Origin of the sequence: Noviherbaspirillum sp., from assembly GCF_035254865.1 — a bacterium.
In the GTDB taxonomy this organism is placed as follows: Bacteria; Pseudomonadota; Gammaproteobacteria; order Burkholderiales; family Burkholderiaceae_D; genus Noviherbaspirillum.
In genome coordinates this window covers 1-24,813 of record NZ_DATFAF010000034.1, presented here as the reverse complement: position 1 = coordinate 24,813, position 24,813 = coordinate 1, and the positions used below count along the sequence as shown (strand labels likewise).

The following is a 24,813-nucleotide window of genomic DNA, read 5'->3' as shown; positions in this document are numbered from 1 at the left end:
CGGCTATTGCGAGCGTGGCGGGTGCTCAGATTTCGAGGTTGTCGATCAAACGCGTGACACCGAGCTTGGCCGCGGCAAGCACCACCAGCGGCTCGCCTTGCGCCAGATCGCCGGCGGACGGCGGTTGCAGATCGGCACGCTTGCGGATCGAAATATAGTCCGGTTTCCAGCCGCGCTTCGCCAGCCTGGCCATCGCCTGGCGCTCCAGTTCGAACATGTCGAGATGTCCGGAGCGGACCTCATCGGCGACTTCATTGAGAAGCTTGTACAGCGCCGGGGCTTCCGCGCGCTCTTGCGGCGACAGATAGCTGTTGCGCGAGGAGAGCGCCAGTCCGTCGTCCGCACGGTAGGTTTCCGCTGCGATGATTTCGGTCGGCAGCGCGAACTGCTTCGACATGTTCCGCACGATCATCAACTGCTGGTAATCCTTCTTGCCGAAAACGGCGACGCGCGGTTGCACGCAGGAGAACAGCTTCAGCACGACGGTTGTCACGCCAGTGAAGAAGCCGGGGCGGAACTCGCCTTCCAGGATATTGCCCAGGTCGTCCGGCGGACGCACGCGGTATTCCTGCGGCTCCGGATACATGTCCCGCTCGGTCGGCGCGAACAGCACATACACGCCTTCCTTTTCCAGCTTTTCCACATCGGCCTGGAAGGTCCGCGGATATTTGTCGAAATCTTCGTTCGGGCCGAATTGCAAGCGGTTCACGAAGATCGAAGCCACCACCGGATCGCCATGCCTGCGCGCCAGGCGCATCAGCGAAAGATGTCCCTCGTGCAGGTTGCCCATGGTGGGCACGAAGGCGGTGCGCAATTGTCCGCGCAACTGATCGCGCAATTCGTCAATAGAGGAAATGATTTTCATGGAACAGCCTTGCTACGGTAATGAGCCTGGTGCGGCCGGGGATGGTGAAGTTCAGGTCGGAGAATAAGCCAATCGGACATAGATAGGCGCAAAAGCTTCGGCCTGCGTGATTTCGATCAGAGTTTCTTTCGCCAGTTCGAGCAGCGCGATGAAGTTGACAACCAACACCGGCACGCCGCGCGAGGGATCGAACAGGTCGGCGAATTCGACAAACTTTGCCGATTGCAAGCGGCGCAGGATGCCGGTCATGTGCTCGCGCACGGACAGTTCTTCACGGCTGATGGTGTGGTGCGCGGTCAGCTTGGCGCGTTTGAGGATGTCGCTCCAGACGGCCTGCAATTCGGACATGCTGACTTCCGGCCAGCGGGTGACCATGCTCTGCTCGATGAAGATCTGCGCGCGAACATAGTCGCGGCCAAGCTGCGGCAGCGCGTCGATCTGCTGCGCGGCCAGCTTCATTTGCTCGTATTCGAGCAGGCGGCGCACCAGTTCGGCGCGCGGATCTTCCGCTTCCTCGCCGCTGTCGCTCTTCTTCACCGGCAGCAGCATGCGTGACTTGATCTCGATGAGCATGGCGGCCATCAGCAGGTACTCGGCCGCCAGTTCGAGATTGCGCTCGCGGATCTGCTCGACGTATTCGAGGTATTGCAGGGTGACCTGCGCCATCGGGATGTCGAGGATGTTGAAGTTCTGTTTGCGGATCAGGTACAACAGCAGATCGAGCGGGCCCTGGAATGCTTCGAGAAAGACTTCCAGCGCATCCGGCGGGATGTAGAGATCCGACGGGAGCTTGAACAGCGGCTCGCCGTAGAGTTTCGCGAATGCCACGCCGTCGATCACGTTGGGAGTCGAGTCCGGTTGATTCGCAAGCGCCAGTTCGGGCGCATCAGCCGGCAAGTGCGCTAGCAGTGCGTCCTGCTGTGTCGTCATCAGTGCTTGGTCTGATAGACGTAGGCTTGCTGATTGATGCGGGATTCTTCCGCGCGGCTACGGGCGTCGAGGTCGATCGGCGCCTTGTCCCAATGAATCAGGCGACCATTGCGCTGCTTTTCATCAAGCGAAGGATCCTTCTGCTTCATCTCGGTGAGGAATCGGGTGTAGTCGGAGACGTAGAACTTGTTGTGTTTGCTGAATGCCATGATGGTTGTGGGCCCAGTGAAAATGCACCCGCTATTTTACCCTGTCTTTGACACTATTCCGCCAATGCAATTGCGATCCTGCGGCCAGCGGCCTTCGAGCTTGTCCATTTTGCAAGCAATGCTTTCAAGTTCTTGTGGCGGACCGATCTTGATGTTGGTATTATTTCCATTAAGCAATATTCCGTTCCGGCGCATAGACAGGACAATCACCCTGGAAGTGACGGTTATCCTCGACTGCAATTTCGCCGGACGCAGAGCGAACTCAGGAAGAAAGAGGCGCGCCATGCTTTTGGCTGCTGACAAGAATCTGGCCGATGTCCTGGTGGTCGACGATACGTCGACGGACCGGGAGCTTCTGGCTGCCATTCTGAGCGGCCAGGGTTATCGCGTCCGTTCCGCCGCCAGCGGCGTCACCGCACTGGAGCAGATCGAGCGCGCGCAACCGGATCTGATTCTGCTCGACATTCACATGCCCGAGATGAATGGATTCGAGGTATGCCGCCATCTCAAACAGTCCAAGCAGTTCAACGGCATTCCCGTCATTTTCGTCAGCGTTTCCGACGATACCGAGAGCAAGGTCGCCGCCTTCGGTTGCGGCGGCATCGACTATGTCACCAAGCCATTCAGGTCGGCGGAAATCCGGGCGCGCATCGAAGCCCACCTGCAGATGAAATACGCCCGCGACCGGCTTGGCTTCCAGGCAGGGCATGACACCCTGACCGGGCTGCCGAACCGGAATCTGCTTACCGATCGCCTGCAGCAGGCAATCAGCTTCGCCGACCGCTACGGCGGCCAGCTCGGGGTTGCCTATATCGACCTCGACAAGTTCAAGACTGTGAATGACCGTCTCGGCCACGAAGCAGGCGATCATTTGCTGGTTGAAGCGGCATGCCGGCTTCGATCCTGCGTGCGCGAGGCCGACACCATCGCCCGCATCGGCGGCGACGAATTCGTCATCGTGGTTTACGACCAGGCCTGCGAGAACGTCGCCGCCCATGCGATGCAGCGCATACTGGATTGCATGGTCGAACCGATCGTCTACGAAGGATATTCCATCGTGCCGAGCTGCAGCATCGGATTCGCCTTTTATCCGCAAGATGGCGGGGATGTCGAAACGCTTCTCAAGAATGCGGACATCGCGATGTATCGTGCGAAAGAGCTTGGGCGCAACAACTCCCAGTTCTTTACATGCGAGCTGAATCAGCGCATGAATGAGCGCATGGCGCTGGAGCGGAGTCTGCGCCTGGCCATTGAACGCGAGGAGTTTGTGCTGCATTACCAGCCGCGCATCGATTTGCGTGACGGGCAGGTCATCGGCCTGGAAGCCTTGATTCGCTGGCAGCACCCCGAACTCGGACTGCTGCCGCCCCTGGACTTCATTCCGCTCGCCGAAGAAGCCGGCCTGATCGGCCAGATCGGCGACTGGGTGATTCGCACTGCCTGCGCGCAACACAAGCAGTGGCAGAAACAGGCGCTGTTGCAGGTGCCGATTGCCATCAATATTTCGCCGTCGCAGTTCCTGAGCCCCGGTTTTGCCCAATCGATTGCTTCGGCGCTGCGCGACATGGACGTCGCGGCCTGCCATCTCGAGCTCGACCTCAAGGAATCCTTGCTGATGCAGGATCCGGCTGCGGCCATGCGAGTGCTGCAGGAACTTAAGGTGCTTGGCATCGGGCTGTCGATCGACGATTTCGGCACCGGGTTTTCCAATCTCGGTTACCTGAAGCGCTTCCCGGTCGACAGGATCAAGCTGGATCCGAGCTTCATCAGCGAGATTCAAAGCCATCCGGATGATCTTGCGATTGCCGATGCCGTCATTACGATGGCGCACAGTCTGCGATTGAAAGTGGCGGCAGAGGGCATGGAGAGCGGCAGTCAGCTCGCGCTGCTTGCGGCGCACGGCTGCGATGAAATGCAAGGCGATTACTTCAGCCCGGCGCTTCCCGCCGACCTGTGCCTAGCGGTGTTGTTGGAAAAACGCGTGTTGGAGATCGAAAGAATCGGCAGGTCGTAACACACCCGCGCAATGCTGCCGACTTTCATTAAGCTCGCATCCCCGATTCGCCCGCCTTTGCTGTAACTGCGGACAGGATCCCTCTCAGGATGTCGATCGGCGGCGGTGGACAGCCAGGCACGACAACGTCGACAGGAATCACGTTCGACACGCGTCCGCAACTGGCATAACTCTCGCCGAAGATCCCGCCGTTGCCTGCGCATTCGCCGATCCCTACCACCAGCTTCGGGTGAGGCGTCGCGTCATAGGCATCCTTGAGCGCAGCCTCCATGTTTTTGGTCACCGGCCCCGTCACCAGCAGCATATCGGCATGGCGCGGACTGGCGACGAACTTGATCCCCAGTCCTTCAAGGTTGTAATAGGGATTGCTCAAGGCCTGTATCTCCAGCTCGCAGGCGTTGCAGGAACCGGCATCAACCTGACGGATACAGAGTGCTCTTCCGAGAATGGACAGAATATTCGACTGAATCTGCTCGCGCTCCGTGCGCCAGGCCTCATTCGGCTCGGGCGCCTTTTCCGCCGGCAGTCCCGCATGGACGATTTGCTTGAGGAGGAACCACATCAGAGGTCGTGTCCCGAATAGCTGAGATTGAAGGATTTGTTGATCAAGGGGAAATCAGGAACGATATTGCCCATGATCGCATGTTGCAGGACCGGCCAGTTCTGCCATGACGGATCATGGCAATGACAGCGCAGGACCTTGCCATGCGCATCGGTTTCCAGGCAGACCAGGACTGTGCCGCGCCAGCCTTCCACCCAGCCCGTGCCCAGGCTTTCGCCCCCGGATGCCGGCAAGGACACAGCGATCGAGCCGGACGGCAAGCGCCGCAAGATTTCCCGCAGCAGGCGCAGCGACTCGGCGATTTCATCGAAGCGCACGAGCACGCGCGCCGCGACATCGCCGTTGCGATGCGTGGCCATGCGCACATCGAGCTGCGAATAAGGTGCCATCGCCTGATCCGCGCGTGCATCCCAGGCCTGTCCGCTGGCACGGCCCGCCATTCCGCACAAGCCGAGTTCCGACGCCAGCTTCGGCAACACGCGGCCGGCCGAAATAAATCGGTCCTGCAGGCCCGCATGTTCGTCGTAGATACCGTGCAGCGTGCGCACTTCGTCCTCGATGCGATCGCACTGCGTCATCAGCAGGCCGATGCCCGCCGCATCCAGGTCGACCGAGACGCCGCCGGGAATGATCCGATCCATCATGAAGCGATGGCCGAACAGCTGAAGGTTGAGCCGCACCCAATCTTCTTTGAGTCGCGAAAACTGCGCCAGGCCGAACGCCAGCCCGGCGTCATTGCCGAGCGCACCCAGATCGCCCAGGTGATTGGCGATGCGCTCGCGCTCCAGCAGCAATGCGCGCAGCCACAGCGCGCGCGCCGGCACTTCGCACTTGCTGGCTCCCTCGACGGCCATGCAGTAGGCCCACGCGAAGGCGACGGTCGAATCGCCGGATACCCGTCCCGCAATGCGGGCGCCATCGGTGAGCTCGCGCCCGACCAAAAGCTTGTCTGTCCCCTTGTGCGTATAGCCGAGGCGCTGCTCCAGTCGCAGCACCTTTTCGCCCACGACGGAAAAACGAAAATGTCCGGGCTCGATGGTGCCGGCGTGGATCGGTCCGACCGCGATCTCATGGACGCCGTCGCCTTCCACCTGCACGAACGGATATTCTTCCAATCCATTGTCGAACTGTTCGCGTCCCGAGAACTCATGGCGCAGCGGGAAGTACGATGCGGGCCATCTACCGTGATTGATCCAGGGGCGAGTGTCTTCCGCACCATTTGCCGGGATGCCGAGAAGATCGAACACCGTCCTTTGCATCCTCGCCGCCGAGGGGAAGATCACGGACAGGTCCGGGTAGCCTTCCCGCTCGGTCACCGCTAGACGCAACCATAGCAGGCCTTCGTCGGCGCAGTAGACGGCCGACATGACATAGCGATCCGCGAGCGGATGCCGGTCCGTTCCCCAGAGGGAAATCAGGCGGCCGCCTTCGGTGTTGATCATCTGCGCCACGCGCAGCCAATCCTGCGGCGTGACATCCGCCACGCACATCGGCACGCTGCCCGCCAGCGATTTGAACGGGAGCGCGTATCTCTTGGTAAACGTATTCGTGTTCATCGTTCACCCTACGATCATCTTGACCGCTTGCCTGAACCACATGTTCAGATAAGCGGGAATATACAAACCGAGCATCAGCCCCAATCCAAGGTGGATGAAGACCGGCAGCAGTGCCGGCGGATGGGCCAGCGGCTTGGCAGTGGTCTCACCAAACACCATCGACAGCACACGGCTCAGGATCGATGCGAAGGCGACGCCGAGCGCTAGCAGCAGCAGCGGCGTTGCCCATGGCAATTCACGCATGGCGGTCGTCACGATCAGGAATTCGCTGGAGAACACGCCGAAGGGCGGCATGCCGAGAATCGCCAGTGATCCCAGCAGCATGCCCCAGCCCACGGTCGGGCTGACCTTCACCAGGCCGCGGATGTCGTCCATGATCTGGGTGCCCGCCTTCTGCGCCGCATGGCCGACCGCGAAAAAGATCGCCGACTTCACCAGCGAGTGCACGGTCATGTGCAGCAGTCCGGCGTAGGTGGCGATCGGCCCGCCGATGCCGAACGCAAAGGTCATCAACCCGATATGCTCGATGGACGAATACGAAAACATCCGCTTCACATCCTTCTGCCGCGACAGGGAATAGGTCGCTACCAGCACGGACAGCAAACCGAAACCGACCAGAAGCCTGCCCGGCAGTCCATTGAGCAGAGCGCCATCTGCCAGCACCTTGAAACGCAGCACCGCGTACAAGGCCACATTGAGCAGCAGTCCGGACAGCACCGCCGAGATGGGAGTCGGACCCTCCGCATGCGCATCGGGCAGCCAGTTATGCAAGGGGACCAGGCCCATCTTGGTGCCGTAGCCGACCAGCAGGAAAACAAACGCGAGCGACATGACCGTCGGCTCGAGGCGCGTTTTGACGGCGTTCAGGTTGGTCCACAGCAGGGCATCGCTGCCGCTGCCCAGTTCACGATATGCGGCAAGGTAAAGCAGAATGGTTCCGAATAGCGCCAGCGCAATGCCGACGCCGCACAGGATGAAATATTTCCAGGCAGCTTCCAGGCTGGTTGCGGTGCGATACACGCTGACCAGCAGCACGGTCGCCAGCGTCGCGCCTTCCATTGCGACCCACAGCATGCCCATGTTGTTGGTCATCAGGGCGAGGAACATGGTGAACATGAACAGCTGGTACATGCTGTGATACAGACGCATGCGGCGCGGCGTCATCTTGCCGTGGTCGCGCTCCACGCGCATGTACGGCCGCGAGAAAAGCGATGTCGTCAGGCCGACGAAGGCCGTCAGCGTGACGAGGAAAACATTCAGCGGATCGATAAACAGCAGCTTGCCGAAACCGAACGTCGGGCCGCCGGCGATGATCTGTGCGGTCAGCATGGCGGCAGCGATGAAGGTGACGAGGCTGAAACCGACGTTGAGCTCCGCCGCGCTGTCGCGATCGCCGATCAGCCCCAGTATCAGGCCGCCGAGCAGCGGTGTCAGCAGAACCAGAACCAAGGCGTCCATGTCAGTCTTCTTTCAGGCTTTCCAGGTTGTGGATATCCAGATTGTCGAACCGTTCGCGAATCTGGAACATGAACACCCCGAGGATCAGGATACCGACCAGGATGTCGAGCGCGATACCAAGTTCAACGATCATCGGCATCCCATAGGTTGCGGCGGTCGCGGCAAAAAACAGTCCGTTCTCCATTGCCAGGAATCCGATCACCTGCGGCACCGCCTTGGAGCGCGTGATCATCATCATGAAGGAGAGCAGAATGCAGGCCAGTGCGATGCCGAGTGTGCCGCGTGCGATGGAATAGGAAAGCTGCGCGATCGGCAGCGCCAGGTTGAAGGCAATGATCACCAGGACGATGCCGATCAGCATCGTGGTCGGGACATTGATAAGCGGCTCCACATCCCATTTGACGTTCAGACGCCGGATCAGCTTATGCAATATCCACGGAATCAGGACGACTTTCAGCGCGAAGGTCAGCGCGGCGGAAAAATAAAGATGGGTTTCGTGCGTCACGAATGCGACGACCAGCGTGGCCGCCACCAGTGTCGCTCCGTGCAGCGTAAACAGATGGATCAATGACAGAATCCTGCGCTGGCTGAGCATGGCAAAGGTCAGCAGCAGCAGGGTGGCTGCGAACAGGTTCAGGAATTGCGCAGGGTAATTCGTCATCCTATGCCCCCAGCAGGAAGTGGATGAGCATGCCGATCACCGCGAGCAGAAAGGCGGAAGTCAGAAATTCCGGAACGCGGAAGATGCGCATCTTGGCGCTGCTCGTTTCAATCAGTGCAAGCAAGGCACCGCCGATGGCCAGCTTGCCCGCCAGGATGGGAAGTGCCATGACGAGTTCGATAGGCGTCTCGACCGTAGCGATACCCCAGGGGAAGAACAGTGCGATGCCGATGCAGGAGTAGGCAAACAGCTTGAGGCTGGCGGCCCATTCCACCAGCGCCAGGTGGCGTCCGGAATATTCGAGGATCAGCGCCTCGTGGATCATGGTCAGTTCGAGATGCGTCGCGGGATTGTCCACTGGTACACGTGCGTTCTCGGCCAGCGACACCATCGTGAAGGCCACGCCGGCGAAAGCCAGGCTGGGATAGATCGCCAGCTCGCGGTGCACCAGCTTGTCCACGATGGTCGGCAGCAAGGTCGATTGCGTGATCAGCGAAGCGGAAAACAAGACCATCAGCAAGGCCGGTTCGGCCAGAAAACCCACCAGCATCTCGCGCCGGGCGCCCAGGGTGCCGAAGGCCGTCCCGATATCCATTGCCGCCAGCGAAATGAACACCCGCGCCAGCGCCAGCAGGCCGACCAGCGCGATCGCATCGGCCGCCGGCGACAGTGGGAGGTCGGTCGACAGGGTGGGAATGATGCCGCAGGCCAGCGTCATGCAGCCGAACACGATATACGGAACCATCCGAAACAGCGGCGTGGCGTGGTCGGCCAGCACCGATTCCTTGTAGAACAGCTTGTGCAGCATGCGATAAGGTTGGAACAGGGGGGGCGCGGACTTGTTCTGCATCCAGGCGCGGCACTGGTTGACCCAGCCCGTCAGCAGCGGCGCGGCCGCCAGCGCCAGCACGATTTCGAGGAATTGAAGAAGCAGACCGGAGAAATTGATCATCGTGTCACCAGCAGCAACATCAGCAGCAGCGTCAAAAAGCTGTAGAGCAAGTAGACCGCGATACGCCCCTGCTGGAGCAGCCCGACCAGGCGCGCGACGCGTTCGGTGAGCCGCGCGATCGGCCGATAGATCATTTGCCAGAACGGATCTTCGACAGTAACCCGATAACGCGGCGCCTTGTCGAATGCAGTCGGCAGTTCGCGCGTCATCCTGAAGAACGGCGAGAAAATTTCACGAATCGGCTGACCGAAGCCTTCCGCCGTGTCCTGCATGCGCGCGGTCATGATCGGGAAACCGCATGCCCACGGCGGCGATCGGCGGAAGCGCCCGTGGTACAGGCGACGCACCAGCATAAAGGCGAGCAGGCAGCAGGCCAGCAGCATCATGACGAATACCGCGGGCGCATAGCTGGCACGATCCGGCGCAACCGGCGCGAGCATCAGCCAGCCGTTTTGCGTGACAGCCCTTGCGATGCCGTCGCCGACGAGAAAGTGGGTGACACGATCCAGGGCCTGCACCAGTTGCACCGGGAACAGGCCGAGGAAAATGCAGGCCGCGACCAGCCATCCGAAACCGAGACGTTCCCATGTGTCGGCATCATGGGCCTCGTTCAGCTTCGGTTCGCGCGGCTGGCCGAGGAAGATGACGCCAAAGAACTTGACCATCACGTATCCCGCCAGGGCACCGACCAGTGCGATCACCGCGGCCACGATGGGAATGAGCATGTTGAGGAAAGAATTCGGCAAGCCGGGCGTGAACAGGAAGCTTTGCAGCAACAGCCATTCGGATACGAAGCCGCCAAGAGGCGGCAAACCGGCGGCGGCCAGCGCGCCGATCAGGGCCGCCCAGCCGGTCCACGGCATGAAGCGCAGGAGTCCTCCCAGGCGGCCCAGGTTGCGTTCACCGGTCGCGTGCAGCACGGTGCCGGTGCCGAGAAAGAGCAGGCTTTTGAAAGCGCCATGGGTGGCGATGTGATACAGGCTGGCCGTCAGCGACAGCGCCGCCAGGCCGGACATGCCGTACGCGCGAAACAGGATCGTCAGGCCGATGCCGACAAAAATCAGGCCGATATTCTCAATCGACGAATACGCCAGCAGCCGTTTCATGTCGGTCTGGACGGCGCACAGCACGACTCCGAACAAGGCGGTTGCCAGCCCGATCGCCAGTGTCGTGCCTCCCCACCACCAGACCTGCTCATTCAGCAGGTCGAAGGTCACCCGCAGCACGCCGTAGACGCCGGTCTTCAGCACGAATGCGCTCATCAGCGCCGATATCGGGGACGGCGCGGCGGGATGCGCTTCCGGCAGCCACACGTGCAGGGGCAGGATGCCGGCCTTGGCGCCGAATCCGAACAGCGCCAGGAAAAACGCGATTGATGCCCAGAACATGCTCAGGTGCTGCTGTCGCATGTTGGCGAAGGTGTAGTCGCCTGTATTGGCCTGCAGCAGGCCGAAGCACAACAACAGCGCCAGCGCGCCGACATGAGAGATCAGGATGTACAGAAAGCCGGCACGGCGAACTTCAGGTATGCGGTGGTTGGCCATGACCAGCAGCGTGGCCGACAAGGTCATGGTTTCCCAGGCCACCATGAACACATAGGCGTCGTCTGCCACCAGCAACAGGGCCATGCTCGCCAGGCAGACGTGGTACTCGAGGCAGAGCAGGCCGGGCGGCGTTCCCTCGCCCTTGCGGAAATAACCGGCCGAGAACACGGATACGCCCGTGCTGACAATGCCGAAGACGAACAGGAAATAGGAGGAAAGACTGTCGAGACGCAGGTGGAAGGGCAAGTCGGGCAGCCCCAGCGGCAGGATCACGGTTTGGGGCGTCTCGATCCAGATGCCGGCCAGGCCTGTCGCGCCGAGAAAGATGCCGAGCAGAGCGCCCAGGGGGAAGAGTACGCGTGCGACGAACGTGGTGTGCTTGATGACAAACAATCCGCAGGTGCCTATCAAAAACCACCCTGCAATCACGAATAGTATGTAATCAAGCTGGCCCAGGTCTGTCACCGATGTTCCTTGTCTCGATCCGCGAATTTTTTCGCTCTGGATCCATTATAAGGTCAGGGTTATGACAAGGGTATAGTTTTGACATGGAATTCTGACGGGCGAAGAAATCCCATGACCTTGCTCAGGTTTTCAGTGACAAGAACAGATCTGTCCGGAAAAATGCCAGCCAGCGAGATCACGCCGGATCAGATCAGTTGCGCAGCAGGCGGCGCATCACCGTCGGAGCCGGCTCGGCCGGATTGGCGTGCGTGTATTCCAGCTCGGGAGCCAGGTCGAAGCCGAGTGCTGCGTAGAGATCGAGCAGCCGTGGCTGATCGGCGCGCACGCCGAGCCGCAGTTCGGTGACATCGGCGCCCAGCGCGCGGTGGATGACGGCTTCAAGCAGGTGCTGCGAGAGATGTTCGCCACGATGGGCGGGCAACACGCCCATGCGCATGATTTCCCACACTTGAGGTTCGCTCTCGAGCGGCAACCAGCGCACCGATCCGATCGCGTCCTCATCTTTCAGGAGAATGAAACCGCCGCCGTGCTGCAAGTGCTGCAGTACTTGCGCTGCCGTCTCGCGGTGGCCGCTCGAGGTGACGGCCACCTTGCCAGCCCATGCGGCACGCGTCAGATCGGCGATCAGTTGCGCGTCGTCGAGGCCGGCTTCACGAATGAGGAGCTTCCAGGGCGTCGCGCATGGCGACGCCTTGCTACTGGGCGAGTCCGTGTTCGACATGCTTAACGAACGCGCATTCCCGGCTCGGCTCCCGGCCAGGGATTCAATACATAGATGCCCGGATTCGCTTTTTCGTCAGCGGAGGATGCGGCGAGCACCATGCCTTCGGAGATGCCGAACTTCATCTTGCGCGGCGCCAGATTGGCCACCATTACCGTAAGCTTGCCGATCAGGTCTTCCGGCTTGTAGGAGGACTTGATGCCGGAGAAGACGTTGCGGTTGCGGCCTTCGCCTACATCGAGCGTCAGGCGCAGCAGTTTGTCGGAGCCTTCGACATGTTCGCAATTGACGATTTTCGCAATGCGCAGGTCGATCTTGGCGAAGTCGTCGATCTTGATTTCCGATGCGATCTCCTCGATCGCTCCTGCGTTCTCGGCCTCGCTCGCAGGAGCGGCCGCCTGGCTTTGCTCCGGTGCCTCAAACAAGGCATCCAGCATCTTCGGATCTACCCGCTGCATCAAATGCTCGAATGTGCCGATCGAGGTCGGACTGGTCTGCAAATCCGCCCAGGTCAAGTCACGTTCGATGCCGAACAACGTCGATACCTTGCGCGCCAGCGCCGGCAGGATCGGAGCGAGATAGATCGTCAGGCAGTAGAAGGAACGCAGCAGGTTGCTGCAGACGTCCTGCAATTCCTGGTTGTTCGCCGGATTCTTGGCTAGCTCCCAGGGCTTCTTGGTGTCGACGTACTGATTGACCTCGTCGGCCAGCGCCATGATCTGCCGGATCGCCTTGCCGAACTCGCGTGCCTCGAAAGCGTCCCGGATGGAGTCTTCATGCTCGCCGAAGCGCAAGCGCCAGCTCATTGCTTCGCCGCCGGTCACCGGATCGCTCAACTTGCCGCCGAAGCGCTTGGTGATGAAGCCCGCGGCGCGGCTGGCGATATTGACGTACTTGCCGATCAGGTCGGAATTGACGCGCGAGACGAAGTCATCCGGATTGAAATCCACGTCTTCCACCTTCGCATTCAGCTTGGCAGCGATATAGTAGCGCAGCCATTCCGGGTTCATGCCGATGTCAAGGTAACGCAGCGGTGAAATGCCGGTGCCGCGCGATTTGGACATCTTCTCGCCGCTGACGGTGATGAAGCCGTGCACGAACACATTGTTCGGCACTTTCAGGCCGGAGAACTTCAGCATGGCCGGCCAGAACAGGGTGTGGAAATAGATGATGTCCTTGCCGATGAAGTGATATTGCTCGGTGGACTGATCGTCCATGAATGCCTGATAGTCGCGCCCGGTCTTGTCGAAATAATTCTTCAGCGATGCCAGGTAACCGACCGGCGCATCCAGCCAGACATAGAAATACTTGCCCGGCGCGTCCGGAATTTCGATGCCGAAGTAGGGTGCGTCGCGGCTGATGTCCCAGTCGCCCAGCCCTTCGTCGCCTTCCAGCCATTCCTTCGCCTTGTTGATGACTTCCGGCTGCAGGCGGTTCGGCTCCTGTGTCCATTCGCGCAGGAATTCCACGCATTTCGGATTCGACAACTGGAAGAAATAGTGTTCCGACGAGCGCATCACCGGCGTTGCGCCCGACAGCGTCGAATAGGGATTCTTCAGATCGGTCGGCGCATACACCGCGCTGCAGACCTCGCAGGAATCGCCGTATTGGTCCTTGGCGCCGCACTTCGGGCACTCGCCCTTGATATAGCGGTCCGGCAGAAACATGTTCTTGACCGGGTCGAAGAACTGCTCGATGGTCTTGGTGGTGATCAGCTTGGCATGGTCGCGCAGGCGACGATAGATATCCTGCGATAGCTGATGGTTTTCGGGCGCATCGGTCGAATGCCAGTTGTCGAAGCCGATATGGAAGCCATCAAGATATTGCTGGCGTCCGGCCGCAATACGCGCGACGAATTCCTGCGGCGTGATACCCGCCTTTTCAGCTGCGATCATGATCGGCGCGCCATGCGCATCGTCGGCGCCGACGAAAAACACCTCATGCCCCTGCATTCGCTGAAACCGTACCCAGATGTCGGCCTGGATATATTCCATGATATGGCCGATGTGAAATGCGCCATTGGCATAGGGAAGGGCGGTGGTGACGAACAGCTTGCGATGCGGTGTGGTGCTCATTTGGCAATGCTTATTGAAATAAAACTCTCATTTTATCAGCGGCGCGGCACATGTCGCAGGTATGCGGCGTCAAAGAAAGGTGCACGAGGCCGCTGCCAGGCGGTTTGGCGAGCAATTCATAGGGTTAATCCGCTGAATGGACCGCGTTTGGTTTAGACTTAGTGCATCAAAATTCAGGAGAAGCAATGACTATCAACGTTGAAGCCGTCAAGGCGGCCTTGTCCCAGGTTGTCGACCCGAATACAGGCAAAGACCTCGTTTCCAGCAAATCCGCGAGAAATATTCAAGTCAGTGGCGCCGATGTCAATCTTGACATCGAGCTCGGCTATCCGGCCAAGAGTCAGATTGATGCCATTCGCAGCGCTGCAATCAATGCGGTACGCGCGATTCCCGGCGCCGGTAACGTCGGCGTGAACGTTTATTCGAAAATCATTGCCCACTCGGTCCAGCGCGGCATCAAACTGATGTCGAACGTCAAGAACATCATTGCCGTCGCCTCCGGCAAGGGCGGCGTCGGCAAGTCGACCACCGCGGTCAACCTGGCGCTGGCACTGGCTGCGGAAGGCGCGCAGGTCGGCATTCTGGATGCCGATATCTACGGCCCGTCGCAACCGATGATGATGGGCATCTCGGGCCAGCCGGAATCGCGGGACGGCAAGACCATGGAGCCGCTGGAAAACTACGGGCTGCAGGTATCGAGCATCGGTTTCATGATCGATCCCGACCAGCCCATGGTCTGGCGCGGCCCGATGGTGACGCAGGCCTTGCAGCAATTGCTGGAACAGACCAACTGGCGCGAACTGGATTATCTGATCGTCGATATGCCCCCGGGCACCGGCGACATCCAGTTGACGCTGTCGCAAAAAGTCCCGGTCACCGGCGCGGTGATCGTCACGACGCCGCAGGACATTGCATTGCTGGATGCGCGCAAGGGCTTGAAGATGTTCGAGAAAGTCGACATCCCCATCCTCGGCATCGTTGAAAACATGAGCACCCACATCTGCTCCAACTGCGGCCACGAAGAACCGATTTTCGGCTCCGGCGGCGGCGAGAAGATGTGCAAGGAATACGGCGTGGAGTTCCTCGGCGCATTGCCGCTGACCATGTCGATCCGTGAACAGACCGACTCCGGCAAGCCGACCGTCATCGCCGACCCGGATGGACCGGTAGCAAAAATCTACAAGGACATCGCGCGCAAGGTCGCGGTCAAGGTCGCCGAAAAGGCCAAGGACATGACGAGCAAGTTCCCGAATATTGTCATCAAGAACGACTAGCGTTCATTTCATCCCTGTTGCCGAAAGGGTAAAATAGCGCATCTTCATTCACACGGCTTTGGCGATCCAAGGCCGTTTTTATTTCAATTGCCATGACAGTCCGTACCCGCTTTGCTCCCAGCCCGACCGGCTACCTTCATCTCGGCGGCGCCCGCACCGCGCTTTTTTCCTGGGCCTATGCCCGTCATTTCGGCGGGACCTTCATTCTGCGTATCGAAGACACCGATCTCGAGCGATCCACGCCGGAAGCCGTGCAGGCCATCCTCGACGGCATGGAATGGCTCGGCCTGCATCATGACGAAGGCCCGTTCTACCAGATGCAGCGCATGGATCGCTATCGCGAAGTGGTGGCGCAGATGATCGAAGCCGGCACCGCATATCACTGCTATTGCACGCCTGAAGAAGTCGAGGCAATGCGCGAGCGTCAACGCGCCGCCGGCGACAAGCCGCGCTATGACGGCACGTGGCGCCCGGAGCCGGGCAAGACTCTGCCGCCGATCCCTGAAGGCCGCAAGCCCGTGGTGCGTTTCAAGAACCCGCTCGACGGCGACGTAAGCTGGAGCGACATGGTGAAAGGCACGATCACCATTTCCAACAAGGAGCTCGACGATCTCGTGATCGCGCGCCCGGACGGAACGCCGACCTACAACTTCTGCGTCGCGATCGACGACTGGGACATGAAGATGACACACGTCATCCGTGGCGACGACCATGTCAACAACACCCCGCGCCAGATCAACATCCTGCGCGCGCTCGGCGCGCCGCTGCCGGAATACGGCCATGTGCCAATGATTCTCGGCGCGGACGGCGAAAAACTGTCGAAGCGCCACGGCGCGGTCAGTGTGATGGAATACCCGGCGCAAGGCTATCTGCCGGAAGCGATGCTGAATTACCTCGCGCGGCTCGGCTGGAGTCACGGCGATGATGAAATCTTCTCCATGGAGCAGTTCTGCCAATGGTTTGATGTGAATCACCTCTCGAAATCGCCGGCGCAATTCAATCCGGAAAAGCTTGCCTGGTTGAACAACCATTACATCAAGCTGGCTGACAACGCCCGATTGGAAGCCCTGATCTTGCCTCATCTGAAGGACGACGGCGCGGTGTTCGACGGCGCGCCTGCCGTGCAGCCGGTCATCGCGCTGATGAAGGACCGTGCCAACACCATCAATGAACTGGCGGACGCAGCCATGCTGTTTTACCGCCAGCCCACACCGGATCCGAAACTGGTTGCGCAGCATGTAAGCGATGCCGTCAAGCCGGCGCTTGCGCAATTCGTTCAGCAGTGTAAAACCATCGAATGGAACAAGGCCGCCATTTCCGCCACGATCAAGGAAGTGATTGCCGCGCACAAGCTGAAGATGCCGCAGCTGGCGATGCCATTGCGCCTGCTCATCACTGGCCAGTTGCAGACGCCATCGATCGATGCGGTATTGGAATTGTTCGGCCGGGACAGGGTCCTGGCGCGCCTCGAAAACGCTGTTGCTTAATTTTTTTCGAAAGAGGATTTACACCTGAGAAAAAACTTTGCTATACTCTCGTTTCTTCGCACACGGGGGTATAGCTCAGCTGGGAGAGCGCTTGCATGGCATGCAAGAGGTCCGCGGTTCGATCCCGCGTACCTCCACCAAAAGCCTCGAAAGAAACGAAAGAGACATTAGCCGCATCGATGTCGATTTCTCTGGGTCCCCATCGTCTAGAGGCCTAGGACACCGCCCTTTCACGGCGATAACCGGGGTTCGAATCCCCGTGGGGACGCCACCTACTTAGGTGGTTGTCAAAGCAGCATGGACAACGCCATCGCTTTACTGGAGTGGTAGTTCAGTTGGTTAGAATACCGGCCTGTCACGCCGGGGGTCGCGGGTTCGAGTCCCGTCCACTCCGCCAACAATAAAAAACCGGCCCTGTGCCGGTTTTTTGCTTTTTCGCCTCCGCTGGAACATTTTCGCGCGAGGCAGCTCTGGCCAGGAGCCCGCCAGCCATGCCCCAACCCAACGACGATCTCGCCGAAATCGCTTCCCTGGTAGCGGAAGCGGAGCGCATTCTCTTCATCACCGGCGCCGGCATCTCCGCCGACTCGGGGCTACCCACCTACCGCGGCGTCGGCGGCCTCTACGAGGAAGAGCTGACAGCCGAAGGCATCAGCATCGAGGACGCCCTGTCCGGTGAAATGCTGCGGCGCCATCCGGAAATTACCTGGAAGTACCTGGCCCAGATCGAGCACAACTGCCGCGGTGCCAAGCCCAATGCCGCCCATACCTGCATCGCCGACCTGGAACGACTGGTGCCGGCGGTGACGGTATTCACCCAGAACATCGACGGTCTGCATCGGGATGCGGGCTCCACCGACATCATCGAAGTGCACGGCTGCATGCGCCACCTGCACTGCACCCGGTGCCGGTATGAAACCCAGGTGCCAGACTACGCCGGCTTGGCGATTCCACCCCGCTGCCCCGAGTGCGGCGCCCCGGTGCGCCCCCAGGTGGTGTTCTTCGGCGAAGCCCTGCCGGAAGAAGCCATGGCACGCCTGTTCGACACCCTGGAGGCCGGCCCCGACCTGGTGTTCAGCGTCGGCACCTCCAGCCTCTTCCCCTATATCGCCGAGCCGGTGGTGTGGGCGCGGCAGCAGGGCATTCCCACCGTGGAAATCAATCCGGGCCGCACTCCCTTGAGTTCCCTGGTGCATTTCCAGATTCCCCTGGGGGCCGCCGACGCCCTGGGCCAACTGCACCAGTTGCTGGGCCAGACCCTGGACTGATGGATTAACGCACACCACGACCGAACAACACGACGCCTCACGGCAGACTCTCGAGTGGAATACCCCTTTGATTGATTGGGGTATAATCGTTCGATTACGGAGACACCGTGACTAGGCGTGCCCGCAGTTCCAAACTGCTGCGGGAAGTCCCCCGCCCGGCGGGGATCACTTGCAAAGAGAACCTATGACGCTCAGGAACACGCTAGGCAGCACCCACCGTATCATCCGCAAAGCCCTTCGTCCCCTGGGCACCCTTTTCTGTCTCGGCCTCGCCTGCAATTTCGTCATGGCCGACACCGCCAAGGCCAGCGATCCTCCCCTCGCCCTGTCCTTCGCCGCCTCCCTCCAGACCTCCACCTATCCGGAACCCCGGGCCCAGGGCAGCCTGGAAGACGCCCTGCCCCTGGAAGAGATCAAGCCCATTCCCGAGATTCCCCGGGCCATCGACCTGACCGCCACCCCGGACAACCTGTGGGACCGCATCCGCAACGGCTTCGCCATGCCCAACCTGGGCGGCGACCTGGTGCTCTACCACCAGCAGTGGTACATGAACCGCCCCGACTACCTGCGCCGCATGGTGGAGCGCAGCAGCCGCTACCTCTATCACATCGTCGATGAAATCGAGAAGCGCGGCATGCCCATGGAACTGGCACTGCTGCCCATGGTGGAAAGCGCCTACAACCCCATGGCCTATTCCCGCAGCCACGCCTCCGGGCTGTGGCAGTTCATCCCCGCCACCGGCAAGAACTACAAGCTGGAGCAGAACTGGTGGGTGGATGAACGGCGCGACATCATCGCCTCCACTTCCGCCGCCCTGGACTACCTGCAGAGCATCTACGACATGCACGGCGACTGGCAGCTGGCCCTGGCCTCCTACAACTGGGGCGAAGGCGCCGTCGGCCGGGCTATCGCCAAGAACAAGGCCAAGGGCCTGCCGACGGACTACGAGAGCCTGACCATGCCCTCGGAAACCCGCAACTACGTGCCCAAGCTCCAGGCCCTGAAGAACATCCTCGCCAATCCGCGCCTGTTCGCCGAACTGAATCTCCAGGCCATTCCCAACCGCCCCTACTTCAGCACCATCGCCAAGCCCGCCGACATCGACGTGAAGATGGCCGCCAAGCTGGCGGAAATGCCGGTGGATGAATTCGTCGCCCTCAACCCGGCCCACAACCGGCCGGTGATCAAGGCCCGCTCCCCCCTAGTGTTGCCGGCGGAAAAGCTGGAAACCTTCAAGGCCAACCTGGAAAACAACGACGCCCCCCTCTCCTCCTGGACCTCCTACACCCTCAAGGCTGGCGAGAAGCTGGACAAGGTGGCGGCCCGCTTTGGCGTGTCCGTGGCGCACCTGAAGACCATCAACGGCATCCAGCCCAAGGCCAAGGTTGGCGCCGGCACCGTGCTGCTGGTACCGAACCGGGACGGCGCCGCGACCGAACTGGCCGCCCTGCCGGAAAACCCGGTGCCGCAAGCGGAAATGCCCGCACCCCAGGCAGCAACTCCTGCCGCCAAGGCTGAGAAGGCCGAAAAGCCAGAGAAGACCGAAGCCCGCGTCCACGTAGTCAAGAAGGGCGACACCCTGTACTCCATCGCCCGCAGCTACGGCGTGTCGGTGGATGACCTGAAGCGCTGGAACAAGCTGGGCCGTGCCATGCCTGCCGGCACCAAGCTGACCGTCGCTTCCCCCGCTGCCAAGGCGGTACCGGTGGCCACGGCCACTACCACCCCCAGCAGCGGCCGCGTCAGCGCCACCCTGGAAGGCAAGAACGTCAAGCTGAGCAAGGCCGAGAGCGCCAAGGCGGCTCCGGCCAAAGCCAAGGTCGCCCGCTACACCATCCGCAAGGGCGACACCCTGGCAGGCATCGCCAAGAAGTTCAAGGTCGATGCGGACGATATCCGCCGCTGGAACAAGGTAACGCCCGGCGGCATCAAGCCCGGCCAGACCCTGACCATCCAGCTGGCCCAGAACGACTGAGCCGCAAGTGCTAGCAACGACAACGCGCCCTCCGGGGCGCGTTGTCGTTTACGGTCCATCAATTAAGACCCCCCCCTCCCCCCGCTCCGGGGTCAGCGGCACGGATCGGAATTCCGCAGCGGATAATCGCAAAGCACCAACGAGGAGTGGACGAGAGTTTGAGAGAGGGGCATCCGGCCACCCAAGGCAGCCGGTGCGCCTCAGGGATACAGGTGGCAGCGCACCTGATGCCCCTCACCCTGCTGCGTCGCCTCCGGATAGCGGCTGCGGCAGACCTCCATGGCCTGGGGACAGCGAGGGTGGAAGTGGCAGCCAGCCGGCGGCCTGGCCGGTGATGGGGTCTCGCCGGGCAGGCGGATCACCACCTGGCTCACGGCCTCGGGCCGGGGGCTGGGCACGGCGGAGAGCAGGGCCCGGGTGTAGGGATGCTTGGCGTCGCGCAGCACCGCTGCCACTGGCCCCTGTTCGACAATGCGCCCCAGGTACATCACCGCCACCTCGTGAGCCAGGTATTCGACCACGGCGAAGTTATGGGTGATGAACAGATAGGCCAGGCCCAGGTCGGCCTGGAGCCCGCGCAGCAGGTTGAGGATCTGGGCCTGGACCGAGACATCCAGGGCCGAGGTGGGCTCGTCGCACACCAGCAGCTCCGGCTGTACCGCCAGGGAGCGGGCAATGGCAATGCGCTGGCGCTGGCCGCCGGAAAATTCATGGGGATAGCGCAGGGCCGCTTCCGGCGGCAGGCCGACCTGCTCGAGCAAGGCCGCCACAGCCGCCCCACGCTCAGCCTCCCGGCCCACCACCCCGAGGGCGGACATTCCCTCGGCGATGATGTCGCCGACGGTCAGGCGCGGATTGAGGGAGGCAAAGGGATCCTGGAACACCATCTGCATGCGCCGACGCAGGGGACGCAGGGCCGCGGGGGTGAGTGTCAGCAGTTCCCGCCCATCCAGGCGCACCGAGCCCTCCCCCGGGATGAGGCGCAGCAGGGATTTGCCGACGGTGGTCTTGCCGCAGCCCGACTCCCCCACCAAGGCCAGGGTGCGTCCCCGGGGCAGGGACAGGGTCACCCCATCCACCGCCTTCACGTGGCCCACGGTGCGCTGCAGGATGCCCTTGCGGATGGGGAAATGGACCTTGAGGTCCGTCACCGCCAGCAGGGGTTGCGAGGGTTCTGAGGGCATCGAAGGCATAGCACTGGCCGCTTTAGCCTCGGAGAATGGCGCAGCACTTTCAGCCTGGACCGGTGCAGCCGGAGGGGCCGCCTCGACTTCCGCGACACCCTCGCTCTCCTGGGCCGCCACCCAATGGCAGCGCACCCGGTGCCCTGCCCCCAGTTCGGTCCAGTCCGGGGAAATCTCCCGGCACAGCTCCCAGGCATGGGGACAGCGGGGCGCGAAGCGGCAGCCGGCGGGCATGGCCGCCAGGCTTGGCACCTGGCCGGGAATGGTGGCCAGCACGCCGCCGCGCTGGGCCATGTCCGGCAGGGCGGCGAAGAGTTTCTGCGTGTAGGGATGGCGGGGCGTGCGGAAAAAGGAATGGCGGTCCGCCGTCTCGACGATTTCCCCGGCGTACATCACCCCCACCCGGTGGGCGCTGCGGGCCACCACCCCCAGGTCGTGGGTGATGAGCAGCATGCCCATGCCCCGCTCGGCCTGGAGCTTGGCCAGGAGATCGAGGATCTGGGCCTGGATGGTCACATCCAGGGCGGTGGTCGGCTCGTCGGCGATGAGCAGGCGCGGCTCCCCGGCCAGGGCGATGGCAATCATCACCCGCTGCTTCATGCCGCCGGAAAGCTGGAAGGGGTATTCGTCCAGGCGCCGGGCCGGGTCGGCGATGCCCACGGCCGTGAGCAGGGCTTGCGCCTCGCGCCGGGCCGGCTCCCCCACCAGGTTGCGGTGCCGGGCCAGGGATTCGCCGATCTGGCGGCCCACGGTAAGCACCGGGTTGAGGCTGGTGGCCGGCTCCTGGAAGATCATGGCGGCCGCCCGGCCGCGCAGGTCGCGCATGCGCATTTCCGGCAGGGACAGCACCTCCTCGCCCCCCAGCCACACTTCACCCCCCAGGATGCGGCCGGCGCCGGGCAGCAGGCGCAGCAGGGCCAGGGCCGTAGCCGACTTGCCGCAGCCCGATTCGCCGAGCAGGGCGAAGGTCTCGCCGGCGGCGACGTCGAAGGAGATGCCATCGACGGCGGTCAGGACCCGCCGCCCGGCAACGAAGCCGGCCTGGAGATGACGCACGGAAAGGAGAGATTGTTCTGACATGGCTTTTCTAGACTCGGCAGCAGGCGGCAAGGCGGGTCATCACACCGCCCGCGGGTCGAAGGCGTCCCGCACCGCGTCGGCGAACAGGTTGGCGGCCAGCACCAGAACCACCATGAAGACGAAGGCGGCGGCCAGGGACCACCACACCATGGGCTCCCGGGCCAGTTCCAGGCGGGCGTTGTTGATCATGGTGCCGAAGCTGATCATGGTCGGATCGACGCCAATGCCCACATAGGAGAGCACCGCCTCGGCCAGCACCAGGCCGGAGAAATCCATCACCAGGGAAATCAGCACGATGTGCATCACATTGGGCAGGATGTGGCGCAGGATGATGCGCAGGCCGGAAACGCCAAAAGCCTGGGCCGCCTGGATGTATTCGAGCTGGGCCAGCTTCAGGGTCTCGCCCCGCAGCAGCCGAGCCAGGCCGGTCCAGCTGGTCATGCCGAGGATAAAGCATAGGGCCAAGAGGCGCAGGTCGGCCCGCTCGGCGGCGGTGGCAAACCACTGGGGATGGGTGTCGATCACCACCTGCATCATCAGCACGGCAGCGGCGATGAGCAGCACCCCGGGAATGGAGTTGAGGGTGGTGTAGCCGTACTGGATCAGGTCATCCACCCAGCCGCGGAAGTAGCCGGCGGCAATGCCCAGGAGCACGGCGAAGGGCAGCATCACGAGGGTGGTTACCAGGCCGATGATCAGGGCCGTGCGGATGCTTTTCAGCACCTGGTAGAGCACGTCCTGGCCCACCTTGTCGGTGCCGAAGACATGGTATTCCGGGGCCAGGGCCAGCAGGGGCGCCACCGCCAGGAACAGGCCGGCCAGGGTGACCAGTACCGCATCCCAGGCAAAGCCCCGCTCTCCCGTGCCGCCGCCCCAGAGGCGCTGCCAGGCGGCCCGGTGGCCGCTCCCCGTGGACCGGGCGAGGGCTGCGGCGATGGCGGCGGCCACCGCCCACCAGGCCAGCACGGCCAGCCCCAGGGCAGCCAGCAGGCGCCGGGTCACATCAGCATCCCGGCCACCCTCCTGGTCGCCCAGATGGCTGCCGCCGAATTTCAGGCGGGGGAAGTCCTGCACCTGACGCACCACGCCGTCGGTGCCCTTCTGCTCCAGCATCTCCTTGCCGTAGGCCCGGGTGGCCAGGGGTTCGGAATAGGTTTTCTCGTTGCGCGTGCGCAGGGACGTAAGCGCGCTGTCGAGCAGGGACAGCACCTCGACGCCGTAGGCCGCCGCCTGGCCATTGCCTGGGGCGACCACACCCGGCTTGTCGGCTTTACTCTCCAGCCGGGGGCGGTAGTGCACGGAATCGAGCAGGCCGACCAGGATGAACACCAGCAGCACCGTGGCCGAAGCCATGCCGGCCCGGCTCTGTCCCACCCGCACCCAGGCCGAGCGCAGGGGCGGATTGCGGGCGATGCCCCAGGCCAGCAGCCCGCCCGCGGCGAGCAGCAGCCAGATGAGCAGGTCAGACCAGAGGAGGACGGGCAGAAAGGGCATGGTCAGTCGAAACGGATGCGGGGATCCACCAAGGTGTAGGAAATGTCGGTGAGGATCAGGCCGACGATGTACAGCACCGAGCCGATGAACACCATGGAACGCACCACGGCGAAGTCCTGGGCGTTGATGGCATCGATGGTGTAGCTGCCCAGGCCGGGAATGCCAAAGAAGGACTCGGTCAGCAGGGAGCCCATGAACAGTAGCGGAATCACCACCACCACCCCGGTGAGGATGGGGATCAGGGCGTTGCGCAGCACGTGGCGGAACATCACCGCCGTCTCAGGCAGGCCCTTGGCCCGGGCGGTGCGCACGTAGTCCTTGCCCATTTCCTCGAGGAAGATGGTGCGATACCAGCGGGCGCTGGAGCCGATGCCGGAAACGACGCCGATCACCACCGGCAGGATCAGGAAGCGCCAGGCATCCAGGCTCGCCACATAGCCGGAGATGGGCACCAGGCGCCACACCTTGGAAATCAGCCACTGGCCGCCGATGATGTAGAACAGGCCGGAAATGGACATCATCGCCACGCACAACACCACCCCCCAGAAATCCAGGTAGGTGGCGCGGAAGAAGGCCAGCAGCAGGGCCAGGGCGACGGTGACGAAGAGGCCGAGGATGAAGGTGGGGAGAGCGATGGCCAGAGACGGCCCCATGCGGCCGCCGATTTCCTTGGCGATGTCGCGCCCGTCCTCGGCCCGGCCGAAGTCGCCGACGAACATGCGGGCCGACTTCTGGAAAAAGATGGTGTCGGCCGCCTGGCCAAGCCCTGCAGCGGCCGAGTTCCAGAACAGGGGCTTGTCGTAGCCCCGTTCCGCCTTCCACTTGGCGATGGCTTCCGGGGTCACCCGCTTCACCCCGAGCTGCATCCGCGCCATGTCGTCCGGGGTGTTGACCACGAAGAACAGGGCGAAGGTAAGCAGGTTCACCCCGATCAGAATGGGCAGGGCGTAAAGGAGGCGGCGAACGATGTAGGCGAGCATGACCCCGCGACTATACCAAGGGCGTGGCGGGGCTGACCACCAAAGCGCTTTGCCCCCTC

The 24,813-nt window shown here is 62.1% G+C and carries 20 protein-coding genes, 3 tRNA genes and 1 pseudogene; 8 read left to right on the top strand and 16 right to left on the bottom strand.

Annotated elements, in window-relative coordinates; genetic code table 11:
- Window positions 1-25: 25 nt before the first annotated feature.
- The 5 genes and pseudogenes from panC to VJ651_RS09150 form a co-directional block, all read right to left on the bottom strand.
- The gene (panC, locus tag VJ651_RS09165) at window positions 26-865 is read right to left on the bottom strand and encodes a pantoate--beta-alanine ligase (protein ID WP_324107159.1); all 840 of its coding nucleotides are present in this window, start codon (window positions 863-865) and stop codon (window positions 26-28) included.
- A pseudogene (locus VJ651_RS23625) lies at window positions 843-944 on the bottom strand (hypothetical protein); the annotation flags it as partial. The pseudogene VJ651_RS23625 and the gene panC, both read right to left, overlap by 23 nt.
- Complete coding sequence (locus tag VJ651_RS09160; protein ID WP_324107158.1) at window positions 917-1,795, bottom strand: ScpA family protein; 879 nt, start codon at window positions 1,793-1,795, stop codon at window positions 917-919. The pseudogene VJ651_RS23625 and the gene VJ651_RS09160, both read right to left, overlap by 28 nt.
- Entirely contained in the window at window positions 1,795-2,004 is a 210-nt protein-coding gene (locus VJ651_RS09155; protein ID WP_324107157.1) for a DUF3460 family protein, read from the bottom strand. Before VJ651_RS09155 ends, VJ651_RS09160 begins: the two co-directional genes overlap by 1 nt.
- A 36-nt stretch (window positions 2,005-2,040) precedes the next feature.
- Complete coding sequence (locus tag VJ651_RS09150; RefSeq protein ID WP_324107156.1) at window positions 2,041-2,289, bottom strand: hypothetical protein; 249 nt, start codon at window positions 2,287-2,289, stop codon at window positions 2,041-2,043.
- Here VJ651_RS09150 and VJ651_RS09145 point away from each other — a divergent pair.
- Entirely contained in the window at window positions 2,288-4,018 is a 1,731-nt protein-coding gene (locus VJ651_RS09145) for a putative bifunctional diguanylate cyclase/phosphodiesterase (protein WP_324107155.1), read from the top strand. The two genes, VJ651_RS09150 and VJ651_RS09145, sit on opposite strands and share 2 nt — an antisense overlap.
- 28 nt (window positions 4,019-4,046) lie before the next feature.
- On the opposite strand, the gene VJ651_RS09140 is transcribed toward VJ651_RS09145, so the two are convergent.
- From VJ651_RS09140 to metG, 8 genes are all read right to left on the bottom strand, one after another.
- Window positions 4,047-4,580: a formate hydrogenlyase gene (locus tag VJ651_RS09140; protein ID WP_324107154.1), complete on the bottom strand. Its 534-nt coding sequence runs from the start codon at window positions 4,578-4,580 to the stop codon at window positions 4,047-4,049.
- Window positions 4,580-6,136, bottom strand: coding sequence for an NADH-quinone oxidoreductase subunit C (locus VJ651_RS09135; protein WP_414691328.1), 1,557 nt, complete (start codon window positions 6,134-6,136; stop codon window positions 4,580-4,582). Before VJ651_RS09135 ends, VJ651_RS09140 begins: the two co-directional genes overlap by 1 nt.
- Window positions 6,137-6,139: 3 nt before the next feature.
- On the bottom strand, window positions 6,140-7,594 hold the full coding sequence (locus VJ651_RS09130; RefSeq protein WP_324107153.1) for a hydrogenase 4 subunit F: 1,455 nt from the start codon (window positions 7,592-7,594) through the stop codon (window positions 6,140-6,142).
- Between the two features lies 1 nt (window position 7,595).
- Window positions 7,596-8,255: a formate hydrogenlyase gene (locus VJ651_RS09125; protein ID WP_136419377.1), complete on the bottom strand. Its 660-nt coding sequence runs from the start codon at window positions 8,253-8,255 to the stop codon at window positions 7,596-7,598.
- Between the two features lies 1 nt (window position 8,256).
- Window positions 8,257-9,207 carry a respiratory chain complex I subunit 1 family protein gene (locus VJ651_RS09120; protein WP_324107152.1) on the bottom strand — a complete coding sequence of 317 codons (951 nt, stop codon included), beginning with the start codon at window positions 9,205-9,207 and terminating at the stop codon, window positions 8,257-8,259.
- Window positions 9,204-11,216, bottom strand: coding sequence for a hydrogenase 4 subunit B (hyfB, locus tag VJ651_RS09115; RefSeq protein ID WP_324107151.1), 2,013 nt, complete (start codon window positions 11,214-11,216; stop codon window positions 9,204-9,206). The genes VJ651_RS09120 and hyfB overlap by 4 nt, the downstream gene beginning before the upstream one ends.
- A 190-nt stretch (window positions 11,217-11,406) precedes the next feature.
- Entirely contained in the window at window positions 11,407-11,937 is a 531-nt protein-coding gene (locus tag VJ651_RS09110) for a GNAT family N-acetyltransferase (RefSeq protein ID WP_324107150.1), read from the bottom strand.
- 2 nt (window positions 11,938-11,939) lie between these two features.
- Entirely contained in the window at window positions 11,940-14,012 is a 2,073-nt protein-coding gene (gene metG, locus VJ651_RS09105; protein ID WP_414691327.1) for a methionine--tRNA ligase, read from the bottom strand.
- Between the two features lie 185 nt (window positions 14,013-14,197).
- On the opposite strand from metG, the gene apbC reads away from it, so the two are divergent.
- The 7 genes from apbC (at window position 14,198) to VJ651_RS09070 (ending at window position 20,016) form a co-directional block, all read left to right on the top strand.
- Window positions 14,198-15,286, top strand: a complete 1,089-nt coding sequence (gene apbC, locus VJ651_RS09100) for an iron-sulfur cluster carrier protein ApbC (protein ID WP_324107149.1) — start codon at window positions 14,198-14,200, stop codon at window positions 15,284-15,286.
- A 92-nt stretch (window positions 15,287-15,378) separates the two neighbouring features.
- Window positions 15,379-16,773 carry a glutamate--tRNA ligase gene (gltX, locus tag VJ651_RS09095; protein ID WP_324107148.1) on the top strand — a complete coding sequence of 465 codons (1,395 nt, stop codon included), beginning with the start codon at window positions 15,379-15,381 and terminating at the stop codon, window positions 16,771-16,773.
- Between the two features lie 64 nt (window positions 16,774-16,837).
- Window positions 16,838-16,913: transfer RNA gene (locus tag VJ651_RS09090), tRNA-Ala, on the top strand.
- Window positions 16,914-16,968: 55 nt separating this feature from the next.
- Window positions 16,969-17,044: transfer RNA gene (locus VJ651_RS09085), tRNA-Glu, on the top strand.
- Between the two features lie 49 nt (window positions 17,045-17,093).
- Window positions 17,094-17,170 (top strand) — tRNA-Asp (locus VJ651_RS09080).
- A 94-nt stretch (window positions 17,171-17,264) separates the two neighbouring features.
- The gene (locus tag VJ651_RS09075; RefSeq protein WP_324107147.1) at window positions 17,265-18,041 is read left to right on the top strand and encodes an NAD-dependent deacylase; all 777 of its coding nucleotides are present in this window, start codon (window positions 17,265-17,267) and stop codon (window positions 18,039-18,041) included.
- Between the two features lie 184 nt (window positions 18,042-18,225).
- Window positions 18,226-20,016, top strand: coding sequence for a LysM peptidoglycan-binding domain-containing protein (locus tag VJ651_RS09070; RefSeq protein ID WP_324107146.1), 1,791 nt, complete (start codon window positions 18,226-18,228; stop codon window positions 20,014-20,016).
- A gap of 200 nt (window positions 20,017-20,216) precedes the next feature.
- On the opposite strand, the gene VJ651_RS09065 is transcribed toward VJ651_RS09070, so the two are convergent.
- Genes VJ651_RS09065 through VJ651_RS09055 form a run of 3 tightly spaced genes read right to left on the bottom strand, consistent with a single transcriptional unit; the run spans window position 20,217 to window position 24,754 of the window.
- Window positions 20,217-22,280, bottom strand: coding sequence for a dipeptide ABC transporter ATP-binding protein (locus tag VJ651_RS09065; protein ID WP_324107145.1), 2,064 nt, complete (start codon window positions 22,278-22,280; stop codon window positions 20,217-20,219).
- Between the two features lie 39 nt (window positions 22,281-22,319).
- On the bottom strand, window positions 22,320-23,774 hold the full coding sequence (locus VJ651_RS09060; RefSeq protein WP_324107144.1) for an ABC transporter permease: 1,455 nt from the start codon (window positions 23,772-23,774) through the stop codon (window positions 22,320-22,322).
- A gap of 2 nt (window positions 23,775-23,776) precedes the next feature.
- Complete coding sequence (locus VJ651_RS09055) at window positions 23,777-24,754, bottom strand: ABC transporter permease (RefSeq protein WP_324107143.1); 978 nt, start codon at window positions 24,752-24,754, stop codon at window positions 23,777-23,779.
- Between the last annotated feature and the right edge of the window lie 59 nt (window positions 24,755-24,813).